General features: G+C 73.1%; 27 protein-coding genes. 9 read left to right on the top strand and 18 right to left on the bottom strand.

What is annotated here, in order from left to right:
- Positions 1-63: 63 nt before the first annotated feature.
- Both ACZDWJ_RS15885 and ACZDWJ_RS15880 read right to left on the bottom strand, forming a co-directional pair.
- Positions 64-876 (bottom strand): ABC transporter permease, encoded by an 813-nt coding sequence (locus ACZDWJ_RS15885; RefSeq protein WP_463522410.1) that lies wholly within the window; start codon positions 874-876, stop codon positions 64-66.
- The gene (locus ACZDWJ_RS15880) at positions 873-1,826 is read right to left on the bottom strand and encodes an ABC transporter ATP-binding protein (protein ID WP_463522408.1); all 954 of its coding nucleotides are present in this window, start codon (positions 1,824-1,826) and stop codon (positions 873-875) included. Before ACZDWJ_RS15880 ends, ACZDWJ_RS15885 begins: the two co-directional genes overlap by 4 nt.
- 131 nt (positions 1,827-1,957) lie before the next feature.
- On the opposite strand from ACZDWJ_RS15880, the gene ACZDWJ_RS15875 reads away from it, so the two are divergent.
- Entirely contained in the window at positions 1,958-3,169 is a 1,212-nt protein-coding gene (locus ACZDWJ_RS15875; RefSeq protein ID WP_463522406.1) for a sensor histidine kinase, read from the top strand.
- Entirely contained in the window at positions 3,166-3,858 is a 693-nt protein-coding gene (locus ACZDWJ_RS15870) for a response regulator (RefSeq protein WP_463522404.1), read from the top strand. The genes ACZDWJ_RS15875 and ACZDWJ_RS15870 overlap by 4 nt, the downstream gene beginning before the upstream one ends.
- 33 nt (positions 3,859-3,891) lie before the next feature.
- On the opposite strand, the gene ACZDWJ_RS15865 is transcribed toward ACZDWJ_RS15870, so the two are convergent.
- The 8 genes from ACZDWJ_RS15865 to clpS form a co-directional block, all read right to left on the bottom strand.
- Entirely contained in the window at positions 3,892-4,659 is a 768-nt protein-coding gene (locus tag ACZDWJ_RS15865; RefSeq protein WP_463522402.1) for an MBL fold metallo-hydrolase, read from the bottom strand.
- Entirely contained in the window at positions 4,656-5,492 is an 837-nt protein-coding gene (gene murI / locus ACZDWJ_RS15860; RefSeq protein WP_463522400.1) for a glutamate racemase, read from the bottom strand. Before murI ends, ACZDWJ_RS15865 begins: the two co-directional genes overlap by 4 nt.
- Positions 5,493-5,570: 78 nt before the next feature.
- Positions 5,571-6,536 (bottom strand): PLP-dependent cysteine synthase family protein, encoded by a 966-nt coding sequence (locus tag ACZDWJ_RS15855; RefSeq protein WP_463522398.1) that lies wholly within the window; start codon positions 6,534-6,536, stop codon positions 5,571-5,573.
- A 26-nt stretch (positions 6,537-6,562) separates the two neighbouring features.
- Positions 6,563-6,841 carry a MoaD family protein gene (locus ACZDWJ_RS15850; protein WP_463522396.1) on the bottom strand — a complete coding sequence of 93 codons (279 nt, stop codon included), beginning with the start codon at positions 6,839-6,841 and terminating at the stop codon, positions 6,563-6,565.
- A 69-nt stretch (positions 6,842-6,910) separates the two neighbouring features.
- Complete coding sequence (locus tag ACZDWJ_RS15845; protein ID WP_463522394.1) at positions 6,911-7,345, bottom strand: M67 family metallopeptidase; 435 nt, start codon at positions 7,343-7,345, stop codon at positions 6,911-6,913.
- A gap of 37 nt (positions 7,346-7,382) precedes the next feature.
- Positions 7,383-7,853, bottom strand: a complete 471-nt coding sequence (locus ACZDWJ_RS15840) for an NUDIX hydrolase (protein ID WP_463522392.1) — start codon at positions 7,851-7,853, stop codon at positions 7,383-7,385.
- A 48-nt stretch (positions 7,854-7,901) separates the two neighbouring features.
- On the bottom strand, positions 7,902-8,486 hold the full coding sequence (locus ACZDWJ_RS15835) for a DUF2017 domain-containing protein (protein WP_463522390.1): 585 nt from the start codon (positions 8,484-8,486) through the stop codon (positions 7,902-7,904).
- Positions 8,483-8,791 carry an ATP-dependent Clp protease adapter ClpS gene (clpS, locus tag ACZDWJ_RS15830; protein ID WP_463522388.1) on the bottom strand — a complete coding sequence of 103 codons (309 nt, stop codon included), beginning with the start codon at positions 8,789-8,791 and terminating at the stop codon, positions 8,483-8,485. The genes ACZDWJ_RS15835 and clpS overlap by 4 nt, the downstream gene beginning before the upstream one ends.
- Before the next feature lie 86 nt (positions 8,792-8,877).
- Here clpS and ACZDWJ_RS15825 point away from each other — a divergent pair, with 86 nt between their 5' ends.
- The 3 genes from ACZDWJ_RS15825 to ACZDWJ_RS15815 are packed head-to-tail and all read left to right on the top strand — an operon-like array spanning position 8,878 to position 11,543.
- Complete coding sequence (locus tag ACZDWJ_RS15825; protein ID WP_463522386.1) at positions 8,878-10,152, top strand: nicotinate phosphoribosyltransferase; 1,275 nt, start codon at positions 8,878-8,880, stop codon at positions 10,150-10,152.
- A gap of 43 nt (positions 10,153-10,195) precedes the next feature.
- The gene (locus tag ACZDWJ_RS15820; RefSeq protein ID WP_463522384.1) at positions 10,196-10,756 is read left to right on the top strand and encodes an isochorismatase family protein; all 561 of its coding nucleotides are present in this window, start codon (positions 10,196-10,198) and stop codon (positions 10,754-10,756) included.
- Positions 10,749-11,543: an enoyl-CoA hydratase gene (locus ACZDWJ_RS15815; RefSeq protein WP_463522382.1), complete on the top strand. Its 795-nt coding sequence runs from the start codon at positions 10,749-10,751 to the stop codon at positions 11,541-11,543. The genes ACZDWJ_RS15820 and ACZDWJ_RS15815 overlap by 8 nt, the downstream gene beginning before the upstream one ends.
- 90 nt (positions 11,544-11,633) lie before the next feature.
- Here the strand turns inward: ACZDWJ_RS15815 and ACZDWJ_RS15810 are convergent, their stop codons facing one another.
- The gene (locus ACZDWJ_RS15810) at positions 11,634-13,508 is read right to left on the bottom strand and encodes a bifunctional metallophosphatase/5'-nucleotidase (RefSeq protein WP_463522380.1); all 1,875 of its coding nucleotides are present in this window, start codon (positions 13,506-13,508) and stop codon (positions 11,634-11,636) included.
- 125 nt (positions 13,509-13,633) lie between these two features.
- On the bottom strand, positions 13,634-14,170 hold the full coding sequence (locus tag ACZDWJ_RS15805) for a DUF1697 domain-containing protein (RefSeq protein ID WP_463522378.1): 537 nt from the start codon (positions 14,168-14,170) through the stop codon (positions 13,634-13,636).
- Positions 14,171-14,242: 72 nt separating this feature from the next.
- Between ACZDWJ_RS15805 and ACZDWJ_RS15800 the strand changes: the two genes are divergently transcribed.
- Complete coding sequence (locus ACZDWJ_RS15800; RefSeq protein ID WP_463522376.1) at positions 14,243-14,698, top strand: MarR family winged helix-turn-helix transcriptional regulator; 456 nt, start codon at positions 14,243-14,245, stop codon at positions 14,696-14,698.
- On the top strand, positions 14,695-15,945 hold the full coding sequence (locus tag ACZDWJ_RS15795; protein ID WP_463522374.1) for an MFS transporter: 1,251 nt from the start codon (positions 14,695-14,697) through the stop codon (positions 15,943-15,945). Before ACZDWJ_RS15800 ends, ACZDWJ_RS15795 begins: the two co-directional genes overlap by 4 nt.
- A gap of 84 nt (positions 15,946-16,029) precedes the next feature.
- Here ACZDWJ_RS15795 and hppD read toward each other — a convergent pair whose 3' ends face one another.
- Positions 16,030-17,223 carry a 4-hydroxyphenylpyruvate dioxygenase gene (gene hppD / locus ACZDWJ_RS15790; RefSeq protein ID WP_463522372.1) on the bottom strand — a complete coding sequence of 398 codons (1,194 nt, stop codon included), beginning with the start codon at positions 17,221-17,223 and terminating at the stop codon, positions 16,030-16,032.
- A gap of 81 nt (positions 17,224-17,304) precedes the next feature.
- Here hppD and ACZDWJ_RS15785 point away from each other — a divergent pair, with 81 nt between their 5' ends.
- Positions 17,305-17,796 carry an Lrp/AsnC family transcriptional regulator gene (locus ACZDWJ_RS15785; RefSeq protein WP_463522370.1) on the top strand — a complete coding sequence of 164 codons (492 nt, stop codon included), beginning with the start codon at positions 17,305-17,307 and terminating at the stop codon, positions 17,794-17,796.
- Between the two features lie 74 nt (positions 17,797-17,870).
- Here ACZDWJ_RS15785 and ACZDWJ_RS15780 read toward each other — a convergent pair whose 3' ends face one another.
- The 5 genes from ACZDWJ_RS15780 to ACZDWJ_RS15760 all read right to left on the bottom strand — a co-directional run bounded on the left by ACZDWJ_RS15780 (position 17,871) and on the right by ACZDWJ_RS15760 (position 21,934).
- Positions 17,871-18,512, bottom strand: a complete 642-nt coding sequence (locus tag ACZDWJ_RS15780; protein WP_463522368.1) for an IclR family transcriptional regulator — start codon at positions 18,510-18,512, stop codon at positions 17,871-17,873.
- 46 nt (positions 18,513-18,558) lie between these two features.
- On the bottom strand, positions 18,559-20,250 hold the full coding sequence (locus ACZDWJ_RS15775) for a DEAD/DEAH box helicase (protein WP_463522412.1): 1,692 nt from the start codon (positions 20,248-20,250) through the stop codon (positions 18,559-18,561).
- A 125-nt stretch (positions 20,251-20,375) separates the two neighbouring features.
- Positions 20,376-20,648, bottom strand: a complete 273-nt coding sequence (locus ACZDWJ_RS15770; RefSeq protein WP_463522366.1) for a DUF3039 domain-containing protein — start codon at positions 20,646-20,648, stop codon at positions 20,376-20,378.
- A gap of 70 nt (positions 20,649-20,718) precedes the next feature.
- Positions 20,719-21,291 carry a YqgE/AlgH family protein gene (locus tag ACZDWJ_RS15765; RefSeq protein ID WP_463522364.1) on the bottom strand — a complete coding sequence of 191 codons (573 nt, stop codon included), beginning with the start codon at positions 21,289-21,291 and terminating at the stop codon, positions 20,719-20,721.
- A gap of 106 nt (positions 21,292-21,397) precedes the next feature.
- Positions 21,398-21,934 carry a hypothetical protein gene (locus ACZDWJ_RS15760; RefSeq protein WP_463522362.1) on the bottom strand — a complete coding sequence of 179 codons (537 nt, stop codon included), beginning with the start codon at positions 21,932-21,934 and terminating at the stop codon, positions 21,398-21,400.
- Positions 21,935-22,079: 145 nt separating this feature from the next.
- On the opposite strand from ACZDWJ_RS15760, the gene ACZDWJ_RS15755 reads away from it, so the two are divergent.
- Positions 22,080-22,808, top strand: coding sequence for a TetR/AcrR family transcriptional regulator (locus ACZDWJ_RS15755; protein ID WP_463522360.1), 729 nt, complete (start codon positions 22,080-22,082; stop codon positions 22,806-22,808).
- The last annotated feature ends 15 nt before the right edge of the window (positions 22,809-22,823 follow it).

Here is a 22,823-nt window from a genome sequence, read left to right as displayed (position 1 = left end):
TCGCCCGCGTGGGGAACCTGGGGGTCGTGGCATGACGACGTGTCGGTCAACGCCCGGTGAAGATCACTTCACCTCGGCCGACAGGATGCGGCGCAGGCCGAGCACCAGCGGGATGCCGAGCCAGATGGCTCCCGACACCAGCAGCTGCGCCCACTCCGAGCCCGAGTTGAGCGAGAGGTCGCCGAGCGGCTGCTGGGCGCGCTGGAAGTCGATGTAGTGGCTGAAGCCCTCGAACCAGGAGAGGAACGCCGAGGCGATCGCGAGGATCGTCGGCACCACGTAGCTGAAGGCGAAGAACACGACGATGGCGGCGGGGGTGTTCAGCAGCAGCGAGGCCAGGCCGAAGCCGGTGGTCATCGCGATGGACTGCACCAGCAGGAATCCGAAGAAGTAGTTCCAGCCGAAGGTCCAGTCGGCACCGCTGGCCGAGAGCCCCAGGATCGCGTTGCAGATCGCGCCGATCGCCACCGAGGTGAGCGCGGTGATGAGCGTCAGGATGAGGCCGACGGCGTACTTGGCGCCGATGACCCTGGAGCGACGCGGCTCGAGCGCGAAGGTGACCATCGCCGTGCGCTGGCCCCACTCGCCGGTGACGAGCATGATGCCGAGCACCGGGAGCAGCACGGAGGTGACGAACGCGGCGACGGCCACGAAGGCGCCGTAGTTGAGGTTCGCGTCGTCGACGGTGAAGCCCACGATGGTGGCGATGCCCTCGGCGAGCACGACCAGGATCGCGATGGTGCCGAGGAGCCAGAAGCCGGCCCGAGTGTCGTAGCTCTTGCGGAGCTCGACCCCGACCAGGCGACCGAACGGGACGGACGGCGTCGAGCTGACGTCCATCGTGGGTGCGGTGGGGGTGGCGGCGGTGGCGCTCATCGGGCGACTCCCTGCGTGGTCGGGGCGGGCTGGGCGGGCTGGCCGGGCTGGCCGGGCGTCGGCTGCTCGCGCTGGGTGGAGGCGGTGAGCTCGAGGAAGAGGTCCTCGAGACCGGCCGAGCCGGTGCGCAGGTCGGTGAGGACGACGCCGGCCTCGAGGGCGGCGCGACCGACGGCGGTGGTGTCGGCGTCGACCCGCAGGCCGCCGCCGGCGCCCTGGACGTCGACGCCCGCGCCGCGCAGCGCGGCGGCGAGACGGTCGTTGTCGAGCGAGGTCACCAGCGTGCTCGGACGCTCCTGACGCAGCAGCGTCTGCTTGTCGCCCTGGGCGACGATGCGGCCGTTGCCGATGAGGATCATCTCGTCGGCGATCAGCTCGACCTCGTGCAGCAGGTGGCTGGAGAGCAGCACTGTGCCGCCGCGGTCGGCGTAGCCCTTGAGGAGGCTGCGCATCCAGCGGATGCCGGCGGGGTCGAGGCCGTTGGCCGGCTCGTCGAGGATCAGCACCGACGGGTCGCCGAGCAGCGCGTGGGCGATGCCGAGGCGCTGCTTCATGCCGAGGCTGTAGTTGCGCAGACGGCGCTTGGCCTCGGTGTCGTTGAGGGAGACCAGCGCGAGCATCTCGTCGACGCGCGACATGGGCAGGCCCATCGTCCTCGCACCCAGGGTGAGGATCTCGCGGCCGGTGCGGCCCGCGTGCTGGGCGGAGGCGTCGAGCAGGACGCCGACGTGCCGGCCGGGGTTGGGGATGTCGGCGTAGCGGTGGCCGCCGATCGTGACGCGGCCCTTGGAGGGCTGGGTGAGCCCGACCATGATCCGCATCGTGGTGGTCTTGCCGGCTCCGTTGGGCCCCAGGAAGCCGGTCACTCGACCGGGCTGGGCCTCGAAGCTGACGTCGTCGACGGCGGTGAACGCGCCGTAGGTCCTCGTGAGTCCTTCGACCTTGATCATGGCTCCAGCCTGCCCGTGACCGACGGCACGCGCATCGGTCGAGCGTCGCGACCTGACCCCGACCAAAGTAGGGGCGTGCGGCCGACCCGGGACGCTCACGACGTCCATCGGTCCAGCCCTAGGCTGACCGCATGGCAGCAGCGCGGGCGGGGGGCGAGCGCGTCGACGGCGTCCGCCGCGTCGACCGCGTCGATCCGCGCGAGATCCAGCCGCCGCTCACCCGCTGGCGTCACGCCTGGCGCCTGGCCCTGTGCCTGGCCATCAGCGCGATCGTGTGGGCCCCGGTCGTCGGACGCCAGAGCCACGCGATGCTCGCCGCCGACCTGGTGCTCGGCGCCCTGTCGTTCGTCCTCGTGCCGTCGCGGCGCCGCTGGCCGGTGCCCGTGGCGCTCGTCCTCAACGCCTTCACCCTGGTCTCCTCGCTCGCCTCCGGGCCCGCGCTGCTGGCCGCCGTCTCGGTGGCCACCCGGCGGCGCTACCGCGAGATCGCCCTGGTCTCCGGCTCGGCGCTGGTCGCGGGCGTCTTCTACGCCCGTCAGACGACGCCGGCGCCCACCGGGGACCCCTGGTGGGTCGACGGCCTGCTCAACCTCATCGTGGCCGTCGCCTCGGCCGGCTGGGGCCTCTACATCGGCTCGCGCCGCGAGCTCATCTGGACGCTGCACCGCCGCGCCGAGCTCGCCGAGGCCGAGCAGGAGCAGCAGGCCGCGAGCGCCCGCGTCAACGAGCGCCAGCGCATCGCCCGCGAGATGCACGACGTCCTCGCGCACCGCATCTCCCAGATCTCCATGCACGCCGGAGCGCTGTCGTTCCGCGAGGACCTCAGCGCCGAGCAGATGCGCGCCAGCGCCACCGTCATCCAGCAGCGCGCCACCGAGGCCCTCGACGACCTGCGCAGCGTGCTCGGCGTGCTGCGCGACCCCTCCACCGGTCGCCTGGTCGAGGGGGCGGCGAACCTGCCGCAGCCCACCCACGCCGACCTCGCGGCGCTCGTCGAGGAGGCGCGGACGGCCGGCCAGAGCGTCGATCTCGTCGATGCGGTCGTCGACCCGGTGCCCGACGCGCTGGGCCGCACCGTCTACCGGCTGGTGCAGGAGGGGCTCACCAACGCCCGCAAGCACGCGCCCGGCGCGCTGCTCACCGTGCGCGTCGACGGCGACCCGGCCTCGGGGCTGCACGTGCTGCTGCGCAACCCGCTGGGCTTCTCCCGCAGCCCCGGCGCCGGCGCGCGACTGGGCCTGATCGGGATCGCCGAGCGCGTCGAGCTCGTCGGCGGTCGCCTCGAGCACGGGGTGCGCGGTGATGCCTTCGAGCTGCGCGCCTGGCTACCGTGGCCCGCGTGAGCCCCGCCCCGCCCGACACTGCCTCCGACGCTCCCGTCCGCGTCCTGCTCGTCGACGACGACCCGCTCGTCCGCTCGGCGCTCTCGCTGATGCTCGGCGGACGCGACGACGTCGTCGTGGTCGGCGAGGCCGGCGACGGCCTCGCGGGGCTCGACGCCGCCGAGCGGCTGCGTCCGCACGTGGTGCTGATGGACATCCGGATGCCCCGCCTCGACGGCCTCGAGGCCACCCGTCGCCTCCACGAGCGCGCCGACCCGCCGCACGTCATCGTCCTCACGACCTTCGACGCCGACGAGCACGTCGTCGGCGCGCTGGCCGCCGGCGCCGACGGGTTCCTGCTCAAGGACACCCCGCCGGCGCAGCTGCTCGACGCCGTCCGCGCCGTGGCCGCCGGCGACCCGATGCTCTCGCCGTCGGTCACCCGCACCCTCATCGAGCGGCTCCGCGACGACGACGCCGGCCCCGACGCCCGCGCCCAGGACGCCGAGCAGCGGCTGGCCGGTCTCACCGAGCGGGAGGCCGAGGTCGCCCGCGCCGTGGGCTGCGGGCTCTCCAACGCCGAGATCGCCCGCGAGCTCCACCTCTCGGTGCCGACGGTGAAGGCGCACGTCTCGCGGCTCTTCGAGAAGCTCGGCACCACCAACCGCGTGCAGATCGCGATCTGCGTCCACGACGCCGGCTGGGTCTGAGCCCGGGCTCGACTGCGCTGGCTCCGGGGCGGCTCAGACCTCGTAGACGGCGCCCGGCGTGGCCAGCTCGACGGGGCCGTCGAAGGAGGCCCGGGCCTCCTCCATCGCGACGTCGGAGGTGAACCACGGCGGCACGTGGGTGATGACCAGGCGCCGGGCTCCCATGCGCGTGGCGACGTCGCCGCACTCGCTGCCGGTGAGGTGCAGCGACGGCGGGTTGACGTCGCAGGAGCGGAACGAGGCCTCGGCGAGCAGCAGGTCGGCGTCCTTGGCGACGGCGTCGAGGCCGGCGCACGGGCCGGTGTCGCCGCTGTAGGCGAGCACCTTGCCGTCCGCGGCGATGCGCATCCCGTAGGCCTCGACGGGATGGTCGACCGCGTGCCCCTCCACCTCGAACGGGCCGACGGTGAACGGAGCGCCCCAGGTGAGGAACTCGAACTCCTCGTGCATGCCGGGATCGAGCTCGAGGTCGTAGGCGCGGGCCATGCGGTCGGCGGTGGTGCTCGGCCCCCACACCGGCAGCCGCGGCTGGGCGCCGGTGGGGTGGTACTTGCGCATCACGTAGTAGCCGCAGAGGTCGAGGCAGTGGTCGGCGTGCAGGTGGCTGATCAGCACGGCGTCGATGCCGAGGGGGTCGGTGAGCCGCTGCAGCGGGCCGAGCGCGCCGCTGCCGAGGTCGACCAGCAGCCGCCAGGTGCGGGTGCCGGTGCCGTCGTCGTGCTCGGCCTCGACGAGGTAGCTGCTGGCGGCGGAGTCGGGGCCGTTGTAGGAGCCCGAGCAGCCGATGACGGTGAGCCTCACGCCAGACCTCCCGCGAACTGCATCGCGCCGACCAGCTCGGGGCCGAGGAAGCGGCGTCCGATGCGCTCGAACTCCTCCGGCGATCCGGTGGTGACGAAGGTGTGCTCGGCCCGGCCCGCCTCGCGCATCAGCCCGGTGGAGACGAGCATCTTGTAGACGTCCTTCGCGCACTCCTCCGCGCTGCTGACGAGCGTGACGTCGTCGCCCATGACGTAGGAGATGACGCCGGTGAGCAGCGGGTAGTGGGTGCAGCCGAGGATGAGGGTGTCGACGCCGGCCTCGCGGAGCGGGTCGAGGTAGCGGTGCGCGGCCTCGAGGAGCTCGGGACCGCCGGTGACGCCGGCCTCGACGAAGTCGACGAAGCTGGGGCACGCGCTGGTGAGCAGGTCGACCTGCGGGGCGGCGGCGAAGGCGTCGTCGTAGGCCATCGACTCCGCGGTGGCGCGGGTGCAGATGACCCCGATGCGACCGTGCCGGGAGGCCGCCACGGCGCGGCGCACGGCCGGCAGGATCACCTCGACGACCGGCACGTCGTAGCGCTCGCGGGCGTCGCGGAGCATGGCGGCGCTGGCGGAGTTGCATGCGATGACCAGCGCCTTCACGCCCTGGGCGACGAGGTGGTCGAGGCACTCCAGCGCGTACTCGCGGACCTCGCCGATGGGCTTCTGGCCGTAGGGCTGACGCGCGGTGTCGCCGACGTAGAGGATCGACTCGTGGGGCAGCTGGTCGATGACCGAGCGGGCCACGGTGAGGCCGCCGAAGCCGGAGTCGAAGATGCCGATCGGCGCCTCGCGTCGACCGACGGGGTCGGCTGGGGTCGTCGGCGCTGACATGGGACGTAAGGCTATGTCATCACCCCCGCGGCGTGGGGCGTCCGGGACGCATCTCACGTCGCGGGTCGAGCGTGGGCCTCAGGCCCAGAGCTGGCCCTCGAGGCGGTCCTCGGCGTCGTCGACGGTGCCCTCGTAGGCGCCGGTGGAGAGGTACTTCCAGCCGCCGTCGCACACGATGAAGGCGATGTCGGCCGACTCCCCCGCCTTGACCGCCTTCGCGGCCTGGCCGAGGGCGGCGTGCAGGATCGCACCGGTCGAGACGCCGGCGAAGATGCCCTCGAGCTCGAGGAGCTCGCGCACCCGGCGCACGGCGTCGCGCGGGCCGACGGAGAAGCGGGAGTCGATGAGGTCGGCGTCGTAGAGCTCGGGGACGAAGCCCTCGTCGAGGTTGCGCAGGCCGTAGACCAGCTCGCCGTAGCGGGGCTCGGCGGCGACGATGCGCACGTCGGGCTTGGCGCGACGGAAGTAGCGGCTGACGCCCATGAGGGTGCCGGTGGTGCCCAGGCCCGCGACGAAGTGGGTGATGCTCGGCAGGTCCGCCAGCAGCTCCGGGCCGGTCCCCTCCTCGTGGGCGAGGGCGTTGGCCGGGTTGCCGTACTGGTAGAGCATCACCCAGTCGGGATGCTCGTCGGCGATCCGCTTGGCGACCCGGACGGCCTCGTTCGAGCCGCCGGCCGCCGGGGAGGAGACGATCTCCGCGCCCCACATGCGCAGCAGCTGGCGTCGCTCCTCGGAGGTGTTCTCCGGCATCACGCAGACGATGCGGTAGCCCTTGAGCTTCGCGGCCATCGCCAGCGAGATGCCGGTGTTGCCCGAGGTGGGCTCGAGGATGGTGCAGCCAGGACGCAGCGTGCCGTCCTTCTCGGCCTCCTCGATCATCCGCAGCGCCGGCCGGTCCTTGATGGAGCCGGTGGGGTTGCGGTCCTCGAGCTTGGCCCACAGCCGCACCTGCGCGCCGCTCGGGAGCAGCCCCGGCGAGAGCCGGGGCAGCCCCACCAGGGGCGTGTTGCCCACGGAGGCGAGCAGGTCGTCGTAGCGAGCCATGAGAGGAGGTCCGGAGCGGGCGTCGCTCAGGCGGCGCCGCCGGCCACGGCCGGCAGGACGACGACCTGGTCGCCGTCGGAGAGGGTGGCCTCGAGGCCGCCGAGGAACCGGACGTCCTCGTCGTTGACGTAGATGTTGACGAAGCGGCGCAGGTCGCCGTTGTCGATGAGGCGGTCCTTGATGCCGGCGTGCTTGGCCTCGAGGTCCTCGATGAGGGCGCTGAGGGTGGCGCCGTCGGCGGTGACGGCCTTCTCGCCGCCGGTGTAGGTGCGGAGGATGGTCGGGATGCGGACCTCGACGGACACGGGGTGCTCCTGGTTCTTCGGTGGACGGTGGCGGTGCTGGTGCTGCTGGATCGGGTGGTGCCGGCCGGCTCAGCCGGCGTGGGACTCGTCGGCGACGACGACCTCTTCCTCGGTCACCTCGCCGTCGACGATCCGAAAGGACCTGAACTCCACAGGGCCGTCGTTATTCCCGTGCTCGCGCGTGCTGACGAGCACGTAGTGCGCGTTCGGCTCGCTGGCCAGGCCGATGTCGGTGCGGCTGGGGTAGGCCTCGGTGGCGGTGTGGGAGTGGTAGACGACCACCGGCTCCTCGTCGTTGGCCCACATCTGCTTGTAGAGGTCGAGCAGCTCGGTGGAGTCGAACTCGTAGAACGTGGGGCTCCCGGCGGCGTTGACCATCTCGACCAGGCGGGTCGGTCGGTCGCTGCCCTCGGGGCCGGCGACGATGCCGCATGCCTCGTCGGGGTGGTCCCGCTTGGCGTGGGCGACGATGCCGTCGTAGAGGGCCTGGCTCAGGTGCAGCACCGTTCCAGCCTAGGGGCTGCGCGGGCGTCGGCCCGCATCAGACCAGGAAGCGGGCCGCCTGCTCCTCCGACGTCGCGGCGTCGACGCGCTCGCGGTGGTCGGCGTCCATCGGCGGCAGCGCGGCCAGCGGCCACCAGGCGACCTCGAGGTTCTCGTCGTCGCCCACGTGGGCCTCGCCGGAGACCCACGCGCAGGCGAAGGCGAGGTCGAGGTAGACCGCACGGTCGCCGTTGGCATAGGTCCGCACGTCGGTGCAACGCACGCCGGCCAGCCGCTCGACGCGGATCTCGACGCCGCACTCCTCGAGGGCCTCGCGGGCGGCGCCGGCCGCCGGCTCCTCGCCGGGGTCGAGGATCCCGGTGATCGGCGCCCACGCGCCGGTGTCGGCCCGGCGGGTGAGCAGCACCTCGCCGTCGCGCACCACCACCGCCGTGACGCCGGGCATCCACAGCAGCGCATGGCCGACGTGCTCGCGCAGGGCCAGGACGAAGTCGGGGGTCGGGCTCATCGCTCGACCCTAGGCGGACGGCGTCTCCTGAGCGCCGTCTCGGAGCGCTCAGCGGCTCAGCGCGCCGACCAGCGTCTCCTGCAGGTAGCCGACCCACTCGTAGATGTCGTGGGCCTGCGAGCGGGGGTCGTCCTCGGGCAGCGAGGCCCAGTGGTCCTCGTCGTCCTCCTCGATCCCGAGCCGGGTGGCCAGGGCCAGGCGGAGGTCGGTGAAGGAGCGCATCCACGTCATCGCCTCGGGCTCGGAGAGCTCGACGTCGATCATCAGGCCGTCCTCGTCGAGCTCCGGCGGCAGGCCGGCGTCCTCGAGGAGGTCGATGATGCAGGAGGCCGCCGCGACCTTGCCCGAGCGCAGCCCCTGCTCGGTGTAGCGACGGAAGTCGGCCGCGGCCTCCTCGTCGTCGGGGTAGGCCGTGGGGAAGAGCCGCGCGAGGACGGGGTCCTCGGGCTCGGTGATCGGACCGGAGAAGTCGAGCATCGCCTCGAGCGGGTCGGTGGCGTCGACGGGCGCGGCCGCCTGGTCGCGCAGCAGCTCGACGAGCTGGCCGGCCAGCGAGCGCAGGAGGTCGGCCTCGAACCCGGTGAAGGTGGCGATGACCGAGCCGGACCGGCGGTGTCGGGCGAAGCCGCTCACTCCTGGTGCTCCATCGTGGCCCACAGGCCGTACTCGTGCATGGCCTGGACGTCGCGCTCCATCTCCTCGCGGGTGCCGGAGGAGACCACCGAGCGGCCGTCCTCGTGCACCTCGAGCATCAACTTCTCCGCGTGCTTCTCGTCGTAGCCGAAGTAGGTGCGGAAGACGAACGTCACGTACGACATCAGGTTGACGGGGTCGTTCCACACGATCGTCACCCACGGCTTGGCCGGCGAGAGCCAGGTCTCGCCGAGCTCGTCGGGCGCCGAGGTGGGGTCGACCTCGACCGGGCTGGGGGCGGACACGGCTCCATGCTGTCACATCGCCCGCCCCCACCTGCGGGTGCGGTGGCCGCGCCCTCGTGGCACGTCGACGGCACTAGGTTGGCCCCGTGACCCGGTCCACGGCGCTCCTCACCGACCACTACGAGCTCACCATGCTGCAGGCCGCGCTCGCCTCGGGCGCGGCGTCGCGACGCTGCGTGTTCGAGGTCTTCGCCCGTCGCCTGCCCGAGGGCCGCCGCTACGGCGTCGTCGCCGGCACCGGCCGGGTGCTCGACGCCCTGGAGGCGTTCCGCTTCGGCGAGGAGGAGCTCACGGTGCTCGCCGACGTCGTCGACGGGCCGACGCTGGAGTGGCTGGCCGACTACCGCTTCCGCGGCGACGTGTGGGGCTACGGCGAGGGCGAGGCGCACTTCGCCGACTCCCCCGTGATGGTCGTCGAGGGCGGCTTCGGCGAGGCCGTCGTCCTGGAGACCCTGGTGCTCTCGATCCTCAACCACGACGCCGCCATCGCCGCCGCAGCGTCGCGGATGACGACGGTGGCCCGCGGACGTCCCTGCATCGAGATGGGCTCGCGCCGCACCCACGAGGAGGCGGCCGTCGCCTCGGCCCGCGCGGCCTACGTGGCCGGCTTCGCGACGTCGTCGAACCTCGCGGCCCGGCAGCGCTACGGCGTCCCGACGGCCGGCACGAGCGCCCACGCCTTCACCCTCGTCCACGACTCCGAGGCCGACGCCTTCCGGGCACAGGTGCGCTCGCAGGGCACCGGCACGACGCTGCTCGTCGACACCTACGACGTCGCCGAGGCGGTGCGGCTCGGCGTCGAGATCGCCGGGCCCGAGCTCGGCGCGGTGCGCATCGACTCCGGCGACCTCGGCGTCCTGGCCGTCGAGGTGCGCCGCGAGCTCGACGCCCTCGGCGCGCACGACACCCGCATCGTCGTCACCAGCGACCTCGACGAGCACGCCATCGCCGCGCTCGCCGCAGCTCCCGTCGACGGCTACGGCGTCGGCACCCGCCTGGTCACCGGCAGCGACCACCCCACCTGCGGGTTCGTCTACAAGCTGGTGGCGCGCGAGGGCTCCGACGGCGTGCTGGCGCCGGTGGCCAAGCGCAGCCCGCACAAGGCGTCGGTGGGGGGCCGCAAGTGGGCCGGACGCCGCCTCGCCGGCGGCGTCGCCACCGCCGAGGTCGTCACCCGCTCCCCCGAGCTGGCCGACGACGAGCGGCCGCTGCTGGTGCCGCTGGTGCGCGAGGGCGAGGTCGTCGGCCGGGAGCCGCTGGAGGCCGCCCGGGAGCGGCACGCCCGCAGCATCGCCGAGCTGCCGCTGGCCGCCCGCTCGATGTCGCGCGGCGACCAGGTGATCCCGACCGAGCACCGCTGAGCCGCCGGGCGCCGCGACCCGCGCAGCGCGGTAGCGTCGCGGCATGACCCGTGCCCTGATCGTCGTCGACGTGCAGAACGACTTCTGCGAAGGCGGCTCCCTGGCCGTCACCGGCGGTGCCGCCGTGGCCGAGAAGGTCGCCGCGCTGCTGGCCGAGCCCGACGTCCGCGAGCGCTACGCCGCCGTCGTCGCCACCCGCGACCACCACATCGACCCCGGCGACCACTGGTCCGACACCCCCGACTACGTCGACTCCTGGCCGGTGCACTGCGAGGTCGGCACCCCCGGCGCCGAGCTGCACCCGGCGCTGGCCGACGCCGTCTTCGACGCGGTGTTCCTCAAGGGCGAGCACCGGGCCGCGTACTCCGGCTTCGAGGGCGCCGCCGACGGCCGCGACCTCGCCGGGTGGCTGCGCGAGCGTGCGATCACGCAGGTCGACGTGTGCGGCATCGCCACCGACCACTGCGTCCGGGCCACGGCGCTCGACGCCGTCGAGGCCGGGTTCGCCGTCCGTCTGCTCGAGGGTCTGTGCGCAGGCGTCGCGCCGGAGTCCACCGCCGACGCGCTGCGCACGATGGACGCCGCGGGGGTGGCCCGTGCCTGAGATCCCCGAGTCCGTCGCCGGGCGGATCAGCATCGAGCAGCGCGGGGCCGCGCTGTGGATCACCTTCACCCGCCCCGAGGTCCTCAACGCGCTCGACGGCGCGATGATGGCCGTCGCCAGCGAGGCCGTCGAGGAGGCCCGCGCCGACGACGGCGTCCGCGTCATCGTCCTGACCGGCACCGGCGCCGGCTTCTCCGCCGGCGCCGACATGGAGTCGCTGCGGATCGCGCCGCAGTTCCCCCACGAGACGATGGACGGCGCGAACCGGCTCGTCCGTGCCGTCGCCACCATCGACAAGCCGGTGATCGCCGCCGTCAACGGCATCGCCGCCGGCGTCGCCTGCGGCGCGGCGCTCGCCTCGGACCTCATCGTCGCCGCCGAGTCGGCCGCCTTCCTGCTGCCCTTCACCCGTCTCGGGCTGATGACCGACGGCGCCTCGTCCCTCACCGTCCCCGCCGCCATCGGCCGGGCCCGGGCGATGCGGATGGCGCTCCTCGGCGAGCCGATGCCCGCCGCCGAGGCGCTCTCGCTCGGCCTCATCACCCACGTCGTCCCCGACGCCGACCTGGTCGCCACCACCGAGGGCCTGATCGCCCAGCTCGCCGCCGGCCCCGCCCTCGCCCAGGCCGCCATCAAGAAGGCCATCAACGCCTCCGCCCTCGGCGACCTCGAGGGCGCCCTCGACCGCGAGCACTCCGGCCAGCGCACCCTCTTCCGCACCGCCGACTTCGCCGAGGGCCTCGCCGCCTTCGCCGAGCGTCGGCGGCCTGAGTTCCGGGGCGAGTAGGCATGTAACGCGGAGTCCCGTGCACTGGCCCCCGGTCATAACCGGTGGGAAGTGCACGGGACTCCGCGTTACATGCCGAGCCGGCCGACCTCAGGAGATCGTGATCGCCTGACCGCCCGAGACCAGCCGCCAGTCGACGGAGGCGAAGCGGGCGGGGTCGATGGTCTTGTTCTGGGTGACCCAGTCGATCAGCAGCTGACGGATCTCGCGCTGCTGGTTGTAGACGACGGGGGCGGTGGAGACGGCCGGGAAGCCGCCGCCGCCGGACTGGCGGTAGTTGTTGACGGCCAGCACGAACTGCTGGTCGTCGGCCACCGGGGTGCCGCCGTAGGCCAGGGAGCCGATCCGCGAGCCCGGGGCCGCGGCGACGTCGATGGTGTAGGTGAGCGGGGCGTCGAGGCCGGCGACGGAGTCGAAGTTGTAGTCCGGCGTCCCGTTCGGGGCGGTGGGGGTGACGGCGTTCGTCAGCTGGTCGACGGTGAACGGGCCGGTGCCGCTGACCTGCTTGAAGTACCGCGCGGAGTACTCCAGGTAGGCCCTCACCTGCGCGCCGGTGACCCGGACGGCCGCCAGGGTGTTGTCGTAGATGTACAGCCCGGCGACGTCGCGGACGGTGACCTGACCCGACGGGAAGGACGCCGAGCGGTTGAACGGCGCGGCGATCGAGAGCACCGGCAGGGCGGCGTCGGAGCCGGTGAGCGCGGCCTTGACCGCGTCGGCCTGCACGAAGTTCACGAAGTCGATGATCGGGACGTCCTCGACGACGGCCCGCGCGGCGGAGAGCGCGGTCGTCGAGGTGCCGACGACCGAGTTCACGTAGGCGATGACGGTGTCGTGGGACTTCTGCACGGCGGCGGCGACCTCGGGGTCCGCGGCGACGGTGTTGGAGTTGAGCACCTGCGAGGTCGCCGAGGCCAGGCGCCAGCGCGGACGGCCGTGACGACGCTCGAGCTCGACCTCGAGGTCCATGACGGCCAGGCGCATGCCCCAGTACGACGGCTCGCACAGCAGGACCTGCTGGCCGGTGGCGTCGCTGGGGACGTAGCGCTGGGCGATCTCCTTGTGAGCGTGGCCGACGAGGATCGCGTCGATGCCGGGCACCTGGGCGGCCAGCAGCGAGGAGGCGTTCTCCGGGTAGGGCAGGGCGTCGCCGTAGGAGCTGGAGGTGTCGGCGCCGGAGTGGGCGGCGACGACGACGAGGTCGCAGCCGCGTCGCTTGAGCTCGGGGACGTAGATCCGCGCCTGCTCGACGAGGCCCGGGAAGGCCATCTTGCCCTCGACGTTGGCCTTGTCCCAGATCGCGATGCCGGGGTTGGTGAGGCCGAGGACGCCGACGGTGAGCGTCTGGCCGTGCACGCGGAACCGCTTGATGACGTAGGGCGGGAAGACCGGGCGCTTGGTCTTCGGGTCGACGGCGTTGGCGCCGAGCAGCGGGAAGTCCAGCTGCGACTCGAAGGTGCGCAGGGTGTCGAGCCCGTAGTTGAACTCGTGGTTGCCGAGCGCGGCGGCGTCGTAGCCGACGAGGTTCATCGCCGTGGCCATCGGGTGCTTCGAGCCCTTCGTGATGGGGTCGATGCGCGCGTAGTAGTAGGCCAGCGGGGTGCCCTGGATGGTGTCGCCGGCGTCGAGGGTGAGGATCGGCTCCCCGCGACGCTCGTGGCGCACGGCCTCGATGAGGGTGCGGACCTTGGCCAGGCCGATGTCGTCGTGGGTGGCGTTGTCGAACTCGGCGTTCTTGAAGTAGTCCCAGTTGTAGACGTTGCCGTGCAGGTCGGTGGTGCCGAGCACGGTGACCCGGGCTCGACGGCTGGAGCCGTGCCCGTGGTGGCCGTGGTGGCCCCGTCCGGGGTGGGCGTCGGCGGGCGCGGCGTAGCCGGCGGCCGCGAGGGTGGCGGCGGCGGTGGCGCCGGTGAGGACGACGCGGCGCGAGGTGCTCGCGGGCGCGTCGAGGTCGTGCTGGGACAAAGGGTCCTCCCGAGTCAGGTCCGAGACAGCGGGATCCAACCTAGGCCGGACGACCCTCCGGCGACCACCCGGAGTCGGCACGGCGACGGTGAGGGTTCGCTCATCCGAACTCCTCGACGGCGCGGTCAGCACCAGCGACGCGCGACCTCGCGGACCACGGTGACGCGTCGGGCCGTCGCGGTGCCGAGGTGGCGCTCGACGACGGTGTTGCTCAGATGGGCCCGGTGGTACTCCGGACCGAGCAGCAGGTGCACGGCGCGCCCCTCGACGACCGCCCGCTCCCCCGGCCGGACGACCGCCTCGAGCGCGGCGACGGCCTCGGGCGTCGGCTCGTGCTTGAGGAAGGCGACGTGGTGGCCGACGTCGGAGCCGAGCTCGGCGTCGATCGCGTCGGCGGTGGCGACGACGGCGTGCATCTCCGCAGGCGTCAGGACGACGGTGGGCACCTCGAACCCGCCGGCCTCGAGGAACGCCGCCTCGAGGGCGGCCTCGATGCGGGCGCGCGAGCGCAGGGCGATGCCGAAGCCGACGTTGCCGGTGTTGAGGTGGCTGGCGACGTCGGTGCCCCCGGCCTCGCGCACCGCCTCCTCGACGACGGCCTTCGGCAGCCTGCGACGCGCACCGAGGTTGATGGCGCGGAGGAAGGCGACGTGGCGGGCCATGGGAGCACTGTGGCAGAGGCCACCGACGACCGGCCTGGCATTTACATAGGCATCCTATGTATAGTCGACGACGTGACCACCGATCCCCGTCTCGCCGAGCTCTCCAGCGAGCTGCTCATCCAGGCGGCCCGCCTGGTGCGCGCCGTGCGCCAGCACGGCCGCACGAGCACCGGCTTCCGGGTGCTCTCCGTGCTCGACCACCTCGGCCCCCTGGGCGTCACCCGCCTCGCCGAGATCGACCAGTGCTCCCAGCCGACGATGTCCGGCGTCGTGGCCGGCCTGGTGGAGCGCGGGCTGGTCACCAAGACCCCCCATCCGGACGACGCCCGCGCCAGCGTCGTCGCCCTCACCGAGGCCGGTGCCACCGAGCTGCGCGAGACCCGCGCCGCGCACGCCGAGATCGTCGCGGCCCTGGTCGAGGCCAGCGGCCACACCACCGACGACGTGGCCACCGCCGTCGCCGTCCTGAGCGACCTGCTCGGCCGCTCCCGTCCCGACTCCCTCGCCGTCCAGGAAGGAACCCGATGAGTCACCCCACGTCCACCCACGCCCCCGAGGAGCAGGGCTCGCTGCTGCGTCAGCCCCGCGCCGTCTGGGCGGTCGCCTTCGCCTGCGTCATCGCCTTCATGGGCATCGGCCTGGTCGACCCGATCCTCAAGGACATCGCCGCCAAGCTCGACGCCACCCCGTCGCAGGTCTCGCTGATGTTCACCAGCTACATGGCGATCATGGGCGTCGCGATGCTCATCACCGGCGTCGTCTCCAGCCGCATCGGCCCGAAGCGGACGCTGCTGGCCGGCCTCGCGCTCATCATCGTCTTCGCCGGCCTCGCCGGCGCCAGCGACACCGTCGGCCAGATCGTCGGCTTCCGCGCCGGCTGGGGCCTGGGCAACGCCCTGTTCGTCGCCACGGCGCTCTCGACGATCGTCTCGGCCGCCAAGGGCTCCACCGCCCAGGCGATCATCCTCTTCGAGGCCGCGCTGGGCATCGGCATCGCGTCGGGCCCGCTGCTCGGCGGCCTGCTCGGCGAGCAGTCGTGGCGCGCGCCGTTCTTCGGCGTCTCCGTGCTCATGGTGATCGCGCTCGTCGCGACCTCGTTCCTGCTGCCGGCCACGCCCCCGACCGGACGCCGCACCTCGCTGCTCGACCCCTTCCGCGCCCTGCGCCACCGCGCCCTGCTGCTGATCGGCGTCACCGCGATCTTCTACAACATCGGCTTCTTCACGATCCTGGCCGCCGGCCCGTTCGCGCTGCCGAGCTTCGAGATCCTCCAGGTCGGCTGGGTGTTCTTCGCCTGGGGTCTCCTGCTGGCCTTCACGTCGGTCTTCGTGGCCCCGGTGGTGCAGCGCGCGCTCGGCACCGTGCCCGCGATCATCGCGATGCTGGTGCTCTTCACCCTCGACCTCGCCGCCCTGGCGCTCTTCACCGAGCACACCGCGGTGGTCGTCATCGGCATCGTGCTCACCGGCGCCTTCATCGGCGTCAACAACACCCTCATCACCGAGGCCGTCATGGGCGCGGCGCCCGTCGAGCGGCCCGTCGCGTCCGCGGCCTACTCCTTCCTCCGCTTCACCGGCGGCGCCGTGGGCCCCTACGCCGCGCTGAAGCTCGGCGAGAACGTCAGCCCGCACGCCCCGTTCTGGTTCGGCGCGGCCGCCGTGCTGATCGGCGTCGTGGTGATGACCGCCGGACGCCGCCTGGTCGCCGGCCACACCCCGCACAGCGAGGTCGGCTCGCGCACCGAGGCCGAGGCCGTCCTGGTGGGCGACGCCTGAGCCCTGCTCCGCACGCACGAGGGCCGCCGCACCCCGCGAGGGGAACGGCGGCCGTCGTGCGTCTGCCAGGGGATCCGGAGCGACTCAGAGGTTGCCGCGGGCGTCCTGCTCGCGCTCGATCGCCTCGAAGAGGGCCTTGAAGTTGCCCTTGCCGAAGCCCAGCGAGCCGTGGCGCTCGATGAACTCGAAGAACACGGTCGGCCGGTCGCCGAGCGGCTTGGTGAAGATCTGCAGCAGGTAGCCGTCCTCGTCGCGGTCGACGAGGATCTTGCGCGCCTTGAGCTCCTCGATCGGCACCCGCACCTGGCCGATGCGCTCGCGCAGCTCGGGGTCGTCGTAGTAGGAGTCGGGGGTGTCGAGGAACTCCACGCCGCGGGCGCGCAGGGCGTCGACGGTGGCGAGGAGGTCGCCGGTGGCGAGCGCCAGGTGCTGGCAGCCGGGGCCGGCGTGGAACTCGAGGTACTCGTCGATCTGCGAGCGCTTCTGGGCGATCGCCGGCTCGTTGAGCGGGAACTTCACGCGGTGGTTGCCGCTGGCGACCACCTTGCTCATGAGGGCGGAGTACTCGGTGGCGATGTCGTCGCCCACGAACTCGGCCATGTTGGCGAAGCCCATGACCCGGCCGTAGAAGTCGACCCACTCGTCCATGCGGCCGAGCTCGACGTTGCCGACGGCGTGGTCGATGGCCTGGAAGAACCGACGCGGCTCGTCGTCGCGGCGCACCGCGGTGGAGCGGCGCTCGACGAAGCCCGGCAGGTACGGGCCGTGGTAGCGCGAGCGGTCGACGAGGGTGTGGCGGGTCTCGCCGTAGGTGGCGATGGCGGCGGTGCGCACGGTGCCGTGCTCGTCGGTGACGTCGTGCGGCTCGACGAGCACCGTGGCGCCCTGGGCACGGGCGTGCTCGATGCAGCGGTCGACGTCGGGGACGTCGAGCGCGAGGTCGACGACGCCGTCGCCGTGGCGACGCTGGTGGTCCAGCAGCGGGCTGTCGGGGGTGACGGCGCCGGTGAGCACGAAGCGCGCGCTGCCCGAGCGCAGCACGAACGACTTCGCCTCGCGGTGACCGGTCTCGGGGCCGCGGTAGGCCTCGAGCTCCATGCCGAGCGCGAGCTGGTAGAAGCTCGCGGCCTGGGTGGCGTTGCCGACGACGAACTCGACGGCGTCGAGCGCGTTGACGGGGAAGGGGTCGGTGGCGGGGTCGTGGTCGACCAGGCCCACGAGCTGGCGCAGCTGGTCGGCGGTGAGGTCGGCGTCGCGTTCGTCGGCGGTGAGCTCCATGCCCGAAGCCTGGGCGCGCAGGACAGAGTGTGCAACCGTAGGCTCCAGCACTGGTCAGACTGCTCGAATCAAAGGTGTGACGTGGACGACCTGGACCGCAATCTGCTCGACCTGTTCAGCACCGAGCCGCACGTCGGCGTGCTCGGTGCGTCACGACGCCTGGGCGTGGCGCGCGGCACCGTGCAGGCGCGGCTGGACCGGCTGGAGGCCCGCGGCCTGATCACCGGCTGGGCCCCCACCCTCTCCCCCGAGGCGCTCGGCTACCCCGTCACCGCGTTCCTGACCCTGGAGATCCAGCAGGGCGTCGACGGCGGGCACGTCGTCGTCGGACGCCATCTCGAGGCGATCCCCGAGGTGCTCGAGGTGCACACCACCACCGGCGCCGGCGATCTCCTCGCGCGCGTCGTCGCCGCCTCCAACGCCGACCTGCAGCGGGTGATCGACCGCGTGGTCGCCCACCCCTCGATCGTCCGCTCCTCCACCGTCATCGCGCTCGCCACCCAGCTGCCGTACCGGGTGCTGCCGCTGGTGCGGGCGGGGTCCGGGCCGGCAATGACCCGGCCAGCCGGGTAATCGTCTGGTTGGCACGCGAGATGTCGTGTGCCAACCAGACAGGTCGCGTGCCAGGTCGTCCGAGGACGGACCCCTCAGACGGCGGCGAGGATGGCGGCCAGCCGCCGGGCGGCGTCGAGGACGGCGTCGCCGACCTCCGCCTCGTCGACCTCGCCGAGGGTGACGACGCCGACGCTGGCCTCGAGGTCGGGCGAGCCGAGCGGAGCGGCGATGCCGCGGGCGCCGCGCTGCAGCTCGCCGACGGTGGTGACGTAGGGCTCGGTGCTCTCCTCGTCGCGGCCGAGCAGGATCGCCTTGCCGGCGGCGCCGGCCTCGAGGGCGTGCCGGGTGCCGACGCGGTAGGAGACGTGGAAGTCGGTGCGGGTGGGCTCGACGACGGCGATGGCCAGCGCCTCGCCGCCGTCGGCGACGGTGAGGTGGGCGGTGCAGCCGACGGCGTCGGCGAGCTCACGGAGCACCGGGACGGCCGCCTCCCGCAGCACCGGGTGGACGGCCGAGGCGAGGTGCAGGACGCCCAGGCCCACCTGGATCCGGCCGCCCGGCTCGCGCCGCACCAGGGCGTGCTGCTCGAGCGTGGTCACCAGCCGGTAGACGATGGTGCGGTTGACGCCGAGCGCCGCCGCGAGCTCGGTGACCGTGAGGCCGTCGGGCGCCGCGGCGAGCGCGCCGAGCACGCGGAGTCCGCGGTCGAGGGTCTGGGAGGTCTCGGTGGGCACGCGGGGAGTCTAGGCCGCGCGACGGCGCCGCCCCGTGCCCAGCCCGTCAGGACGAGCGGCGCTCGCTGGCCCACTGCCGGACGCGGTCGATGCGCGCACGCAGCTGCTCGGCGTTGGCGATCGCCGCCGCCGGTCCGCCGCACTCCTTGCGCAGGGCGGCGTGGGTGACGGCGTGGGGCTGGTTGGTGCGGTGGTGCCAGGCGGCGACGAGGCCGTTGAGCTCGCGCCGCAGGACGGCGAGCTGCTCGTGGGCGGTGACCTCGCCGACGGTGTCGGGTGCGGGCGCGGCGGCCGGACGGGCGGCGCTGCGCCGGCTGGCGCGGTCGCTCTGGCGCTTCTGCAGCAGGGCGCGCATCTGGTCGGGCTCGAGCAGGCCGGGGATGCCGAGGAAGTCCATCTCCTCCTCGGAGCCGACGTGCACCTCGCCCTCGTGGCCGAAGGCGGCGCCGTCGTAGAGCGCGTGGTCGAAGCGGGCCTGGGAGTCCAGCGCCTCGAACGCCCCTCCCATCTCCTCGGCCGACGCGCTCTCGCTGGCCTGGGCCTGGGCGAGGAGGTCGTCCTCGGCGGCGAAGATGTCGGCCTCGTCGGTGATCCGCTTGCCCAGCACGTGGTCGCGCGAGCGCTCGAGCTCGGCGGCGAAGCCGAGCAGCGTCGGCACCGAGGGCAGGAAGACCGACGCGGTCTCGCCGCGGGTGCGCGCGCGCACGAAGCGGCCGACGGCCTGGGCGAAGAACAGCGGGGTGGAGGTGGTGGTGGCGAAGACGCCGACCGCGAGCCGCGGCACGTCGACGCCCTCGGAGACCATGCGGACGGCGACCATCCAGCGCTGCTCGCCGGCGGCGAACTCCGAGATGCGCTTGGAGGCGCCCTTGTCGTCGGAGAGCACGACGGTGGGGCCCTCGCCCGTGATCTGGCGCAGGATCTTGGCGTACGCGCGGGCGTCGTCCTGGTCGGTGGCGATGATCAGGCCGCCGGCGTCGGGCACGTGGCGCCGTACCTCGGAGAGCCGCTTGTCGGCGGCGGCCAGCACCGAGGGGATCCACGAGCCGTTCGGGTCGAGGGCGGTGCGCAGCGCCTGGTTGGTGAGGTCCTTGGTGAGCGGCTCCCCCAGGGTCGCGGCGACCTCGTCGCCGGCGCGGGTGCGCCACTGCATCTCCCCGGAGTAGGCGAGGAACAGGACGGGTCGGACGACGTGGTCGGCCAGCGCGTGGGCGTAGCCGTAGGTGTAGTCGGCCACCGAGCGCGGGATGCCGTCATCGCCGGGGGCGTAGGTGACGAACGGGATCGGGTTGACGTCGGAGCGGAACGGCGTGCCGGTGAGCGCGAGGCGCCGGGCGGCCGGCTCGAAGGCCTCGCGCACGCCCTCGCCCCACGACAGGGCGTCGCCGGCGTGGTGGACCTCGTCGAGGATCACGAGGGTCTTGAACCGCTCGGTGCGGATGCGCATGGCCAGGGGGTTCACCGCGACGCCGGCGTAGGTGACGGCGACGCCGACGAAGTCGTCGGCGGTGCGGCCCTTGCCGGCCGAGTAGGTGGGGTCGATCGGGATGCCGGCGCGCGCGGCCGCCTCGGCCCACTGCAGCTTGAGGTGCTCGGTGGGCGCGACGACGATGATCCGGTCGACCTGGCGTCGGCCCAGCAGCTCGGCGGCCACGGACAGCGCGAAGGTGGTCTTGCCGGCGCCGGGGGTGGCGACGGCGAGGTAGTCACGCGGCTGGCGTCCGAAGTAGTCGCTCATCGCGGCCTGCTGCCAGGCGCGCAGGGACGTCGCGGTGCCCCAGGCGGCGCGGTCCGGCCAGGCCGGGGGCAGGCCGGAGGCCAGCGACGGCGCCTGCGAGGGGACGGACGACGGGTGTCCGCCCGTCACGCGTCGGAGCCCTCGTCGCCCGAGAGCGACTCCCAGATCTCCTTGCAGTCCGGGCACACCGGGAACTTCTCCGGCGCCCGACTGGGCACCCACACCTTGCCGCACAGGGCCACGACGGGCGTGCCCATGACGGTGGCCTCGGTGAGCTTGTCCTTGTCGACGAAGTGCGAGAAGCGCTCGTGGTCGCCGGCATCGGTGGGGACGGTGCTGCGGTCCTCGCGGACGCGCTCGTCGACGGCGGTGCCGGTCCCGAATCCGATGGTGCTCACAGGCCCCAGTGTAGGTCAGACCGGCCGCGTCCCGGGCCTCGGCGACGTCCGCTGGGCCCGTTCACGTCCGCTAGTTCATGTCCGGGTCGACCGGACGGGTGGCGTGCCAGGCCAGCTCGCCGGGCTGGCGCCGCATGACGACGCGCCACAGGTCGGAGTTGTCCTCGCCGAAGGGGTCCATCGGCTGGGCGGGCACGACGTACCAGGAGCCCTCGGCGATCTCCGCCTCCAGCTGTCCCGGCCCCCAGCCGGCGTACCCGGCGAAGATCCGCAGCTCGTGGACGTAGGCGGTCATGAGGTCGTGGTGGTGCTCGAGGTCGACGACGCCGAGCCGGCCGCCGAAGACCTCGGGCGCGACGGCCCGGAAGCCGTCGGGGGCGGGGGCGTCCTCGGCGAGGAGCCCCAGCCCGAGCGCGCCGTCGGAGCCGACCGGACCGCCCTGGTAGAGCACCTCCGGGAAGCTGCTCATGTGGCCCCAGTCCGGCAGGACGTCGTCGACGGGGACGCCGGAGGGCCGGTTGAGCACGACGCCGAGCGCGCCCTCGGCGTCGGCGTCGAGCAGCAGGACGACGGAGTCGGCGAAGTGGGGGTCGGTGAGCTCGGGGCTGGCGACCAGCAGGAGCCCGGGCCCGAACGCACTCATGGGCCCCATCATCGCGCCACGGTGCGCCGGGAGGGTGCGCGGGGCGGGGATGGGGCCCATGAGTCGGCGCCGAAGGGGAGGGGCGCCGGAGGGGTGGATCAGTCGATCACGCGGCCAGGGCGGCCCGGAGCCGGTCGATCAGGGAGCCGCGGCCGGCGTCCTCGACGCGCGGTCGGGCGACGTGCCCGGCGCGGGCCTGGGCGACCAGGCGGGCGCCGACGGCCTCGGTGGCCGGGCCCTCGCCGCTGGCCAGACCGGCCATCATCGCCAGGAGCACGTGCTCCTTGCGGGTGGCGGTGGCCAGGGCCTGGGCGAGCTCGGGGTCGAGCTCGCCGCGCTCGGCACGGGCGGCGTGGGCGTCGATGACGGCCCGGATGCCGGGGTGCTCGTCGACGGTGGCGCGCCAGGCGGCGACGACGGCGTCGGGGAGGCGGTAGGGGTCGGCGAGGATCTCGCGCTCGATGCGACCGGCGAGGCGGGTGTGCCAGCGCAGCATGAGCGCGCCGAGCAGGTCGGAGTCGGAGGCGAAGGCCTCGTGCTGGCCGTCGATCCCGGACGGCAGGGTGCCGTCAGGACGGGCGTCGGCGGCGTCGATCACCTGGCGGAGGATCTCTCCGCGGTTGCGATAGGACGTCCAGGTCATGGGGGATGCTCCTGTGTGGGGAGGGTTTCGGGGCTTCACATACCCCGAGTACGGTTCCCACGGTACGGAGACATACTCTCGGTATCCAACATTCCGAGGCGTGATCCTCCCCACCCGCCCAGGGTGTGGTGCCTAGACTCCGCAGGTGCCGAAGACCCCCAAGCAGAGCGTCGCCAAGCTCGTCCCGCGCGTCTCCGACGTCGCGAAGGCCGCCGGCGCCGTGCCCGGCGTGAGCCGTCGCCAGCAGTACTCCGCCTCCACCAAGCGGGCCCTGGTCGACGTCGCGCAGGAGCTCTTCACCGCCCAGGGGTACGCCGCCACCTCGCTCGACGCCATCGTCTCCGGCGCCCGCGTCACCAAGGGCGCGCTCTACCACCACTTCAGCGGCAAGCAGGCGCTCTTCGAGGCCGTCTTCGAACGCGTGGAGGCTGAGACCAGCAAGGCGATCCAGCGCGCGCTCAAGGGTCACCGCGACCCCTGGGCCAAGGCCCGCGCGGGCCTGGAGGCCTTCATCGTCGTGGTCCAGGACCCCGGCTACCGCCGCGTCGTGATCCAGGAGGGCCCGGCCGTCCTGGGCTACGAGCGCTTCCGCGAGCAGGAGGAGCGCTCGACCTTCGCGATCGTGCTCGACATCGTCCGCGCCGTGCTCAATGCCGGCACCTGGGAGATGGAGGAGGAGATGCTGCAGACCTTCGCGCGGATCTTCTTCGGCGCCCTCTCCTCGGCCGGCGACGCCGTCGCGAGCGCCGAGGACCCCGAGGCCGCCGCCGAGCGCGTCGAGGTGGCGCTCGGCTTCATCATCGCCGGCTTCCAGGCGCTGGTCGACAACGGCGTGCAGCTGCCGACGTCGGCCGAGGGCGCCGCCGACGCCTGACCGCCACGCCAGGAG

It is taken from the genome of Nocardioides sp. B129/18 (assembly GCF_055282735.1).
This window is presented reverse-complemented; position numbering and strand designations above follow the sequence as displayed.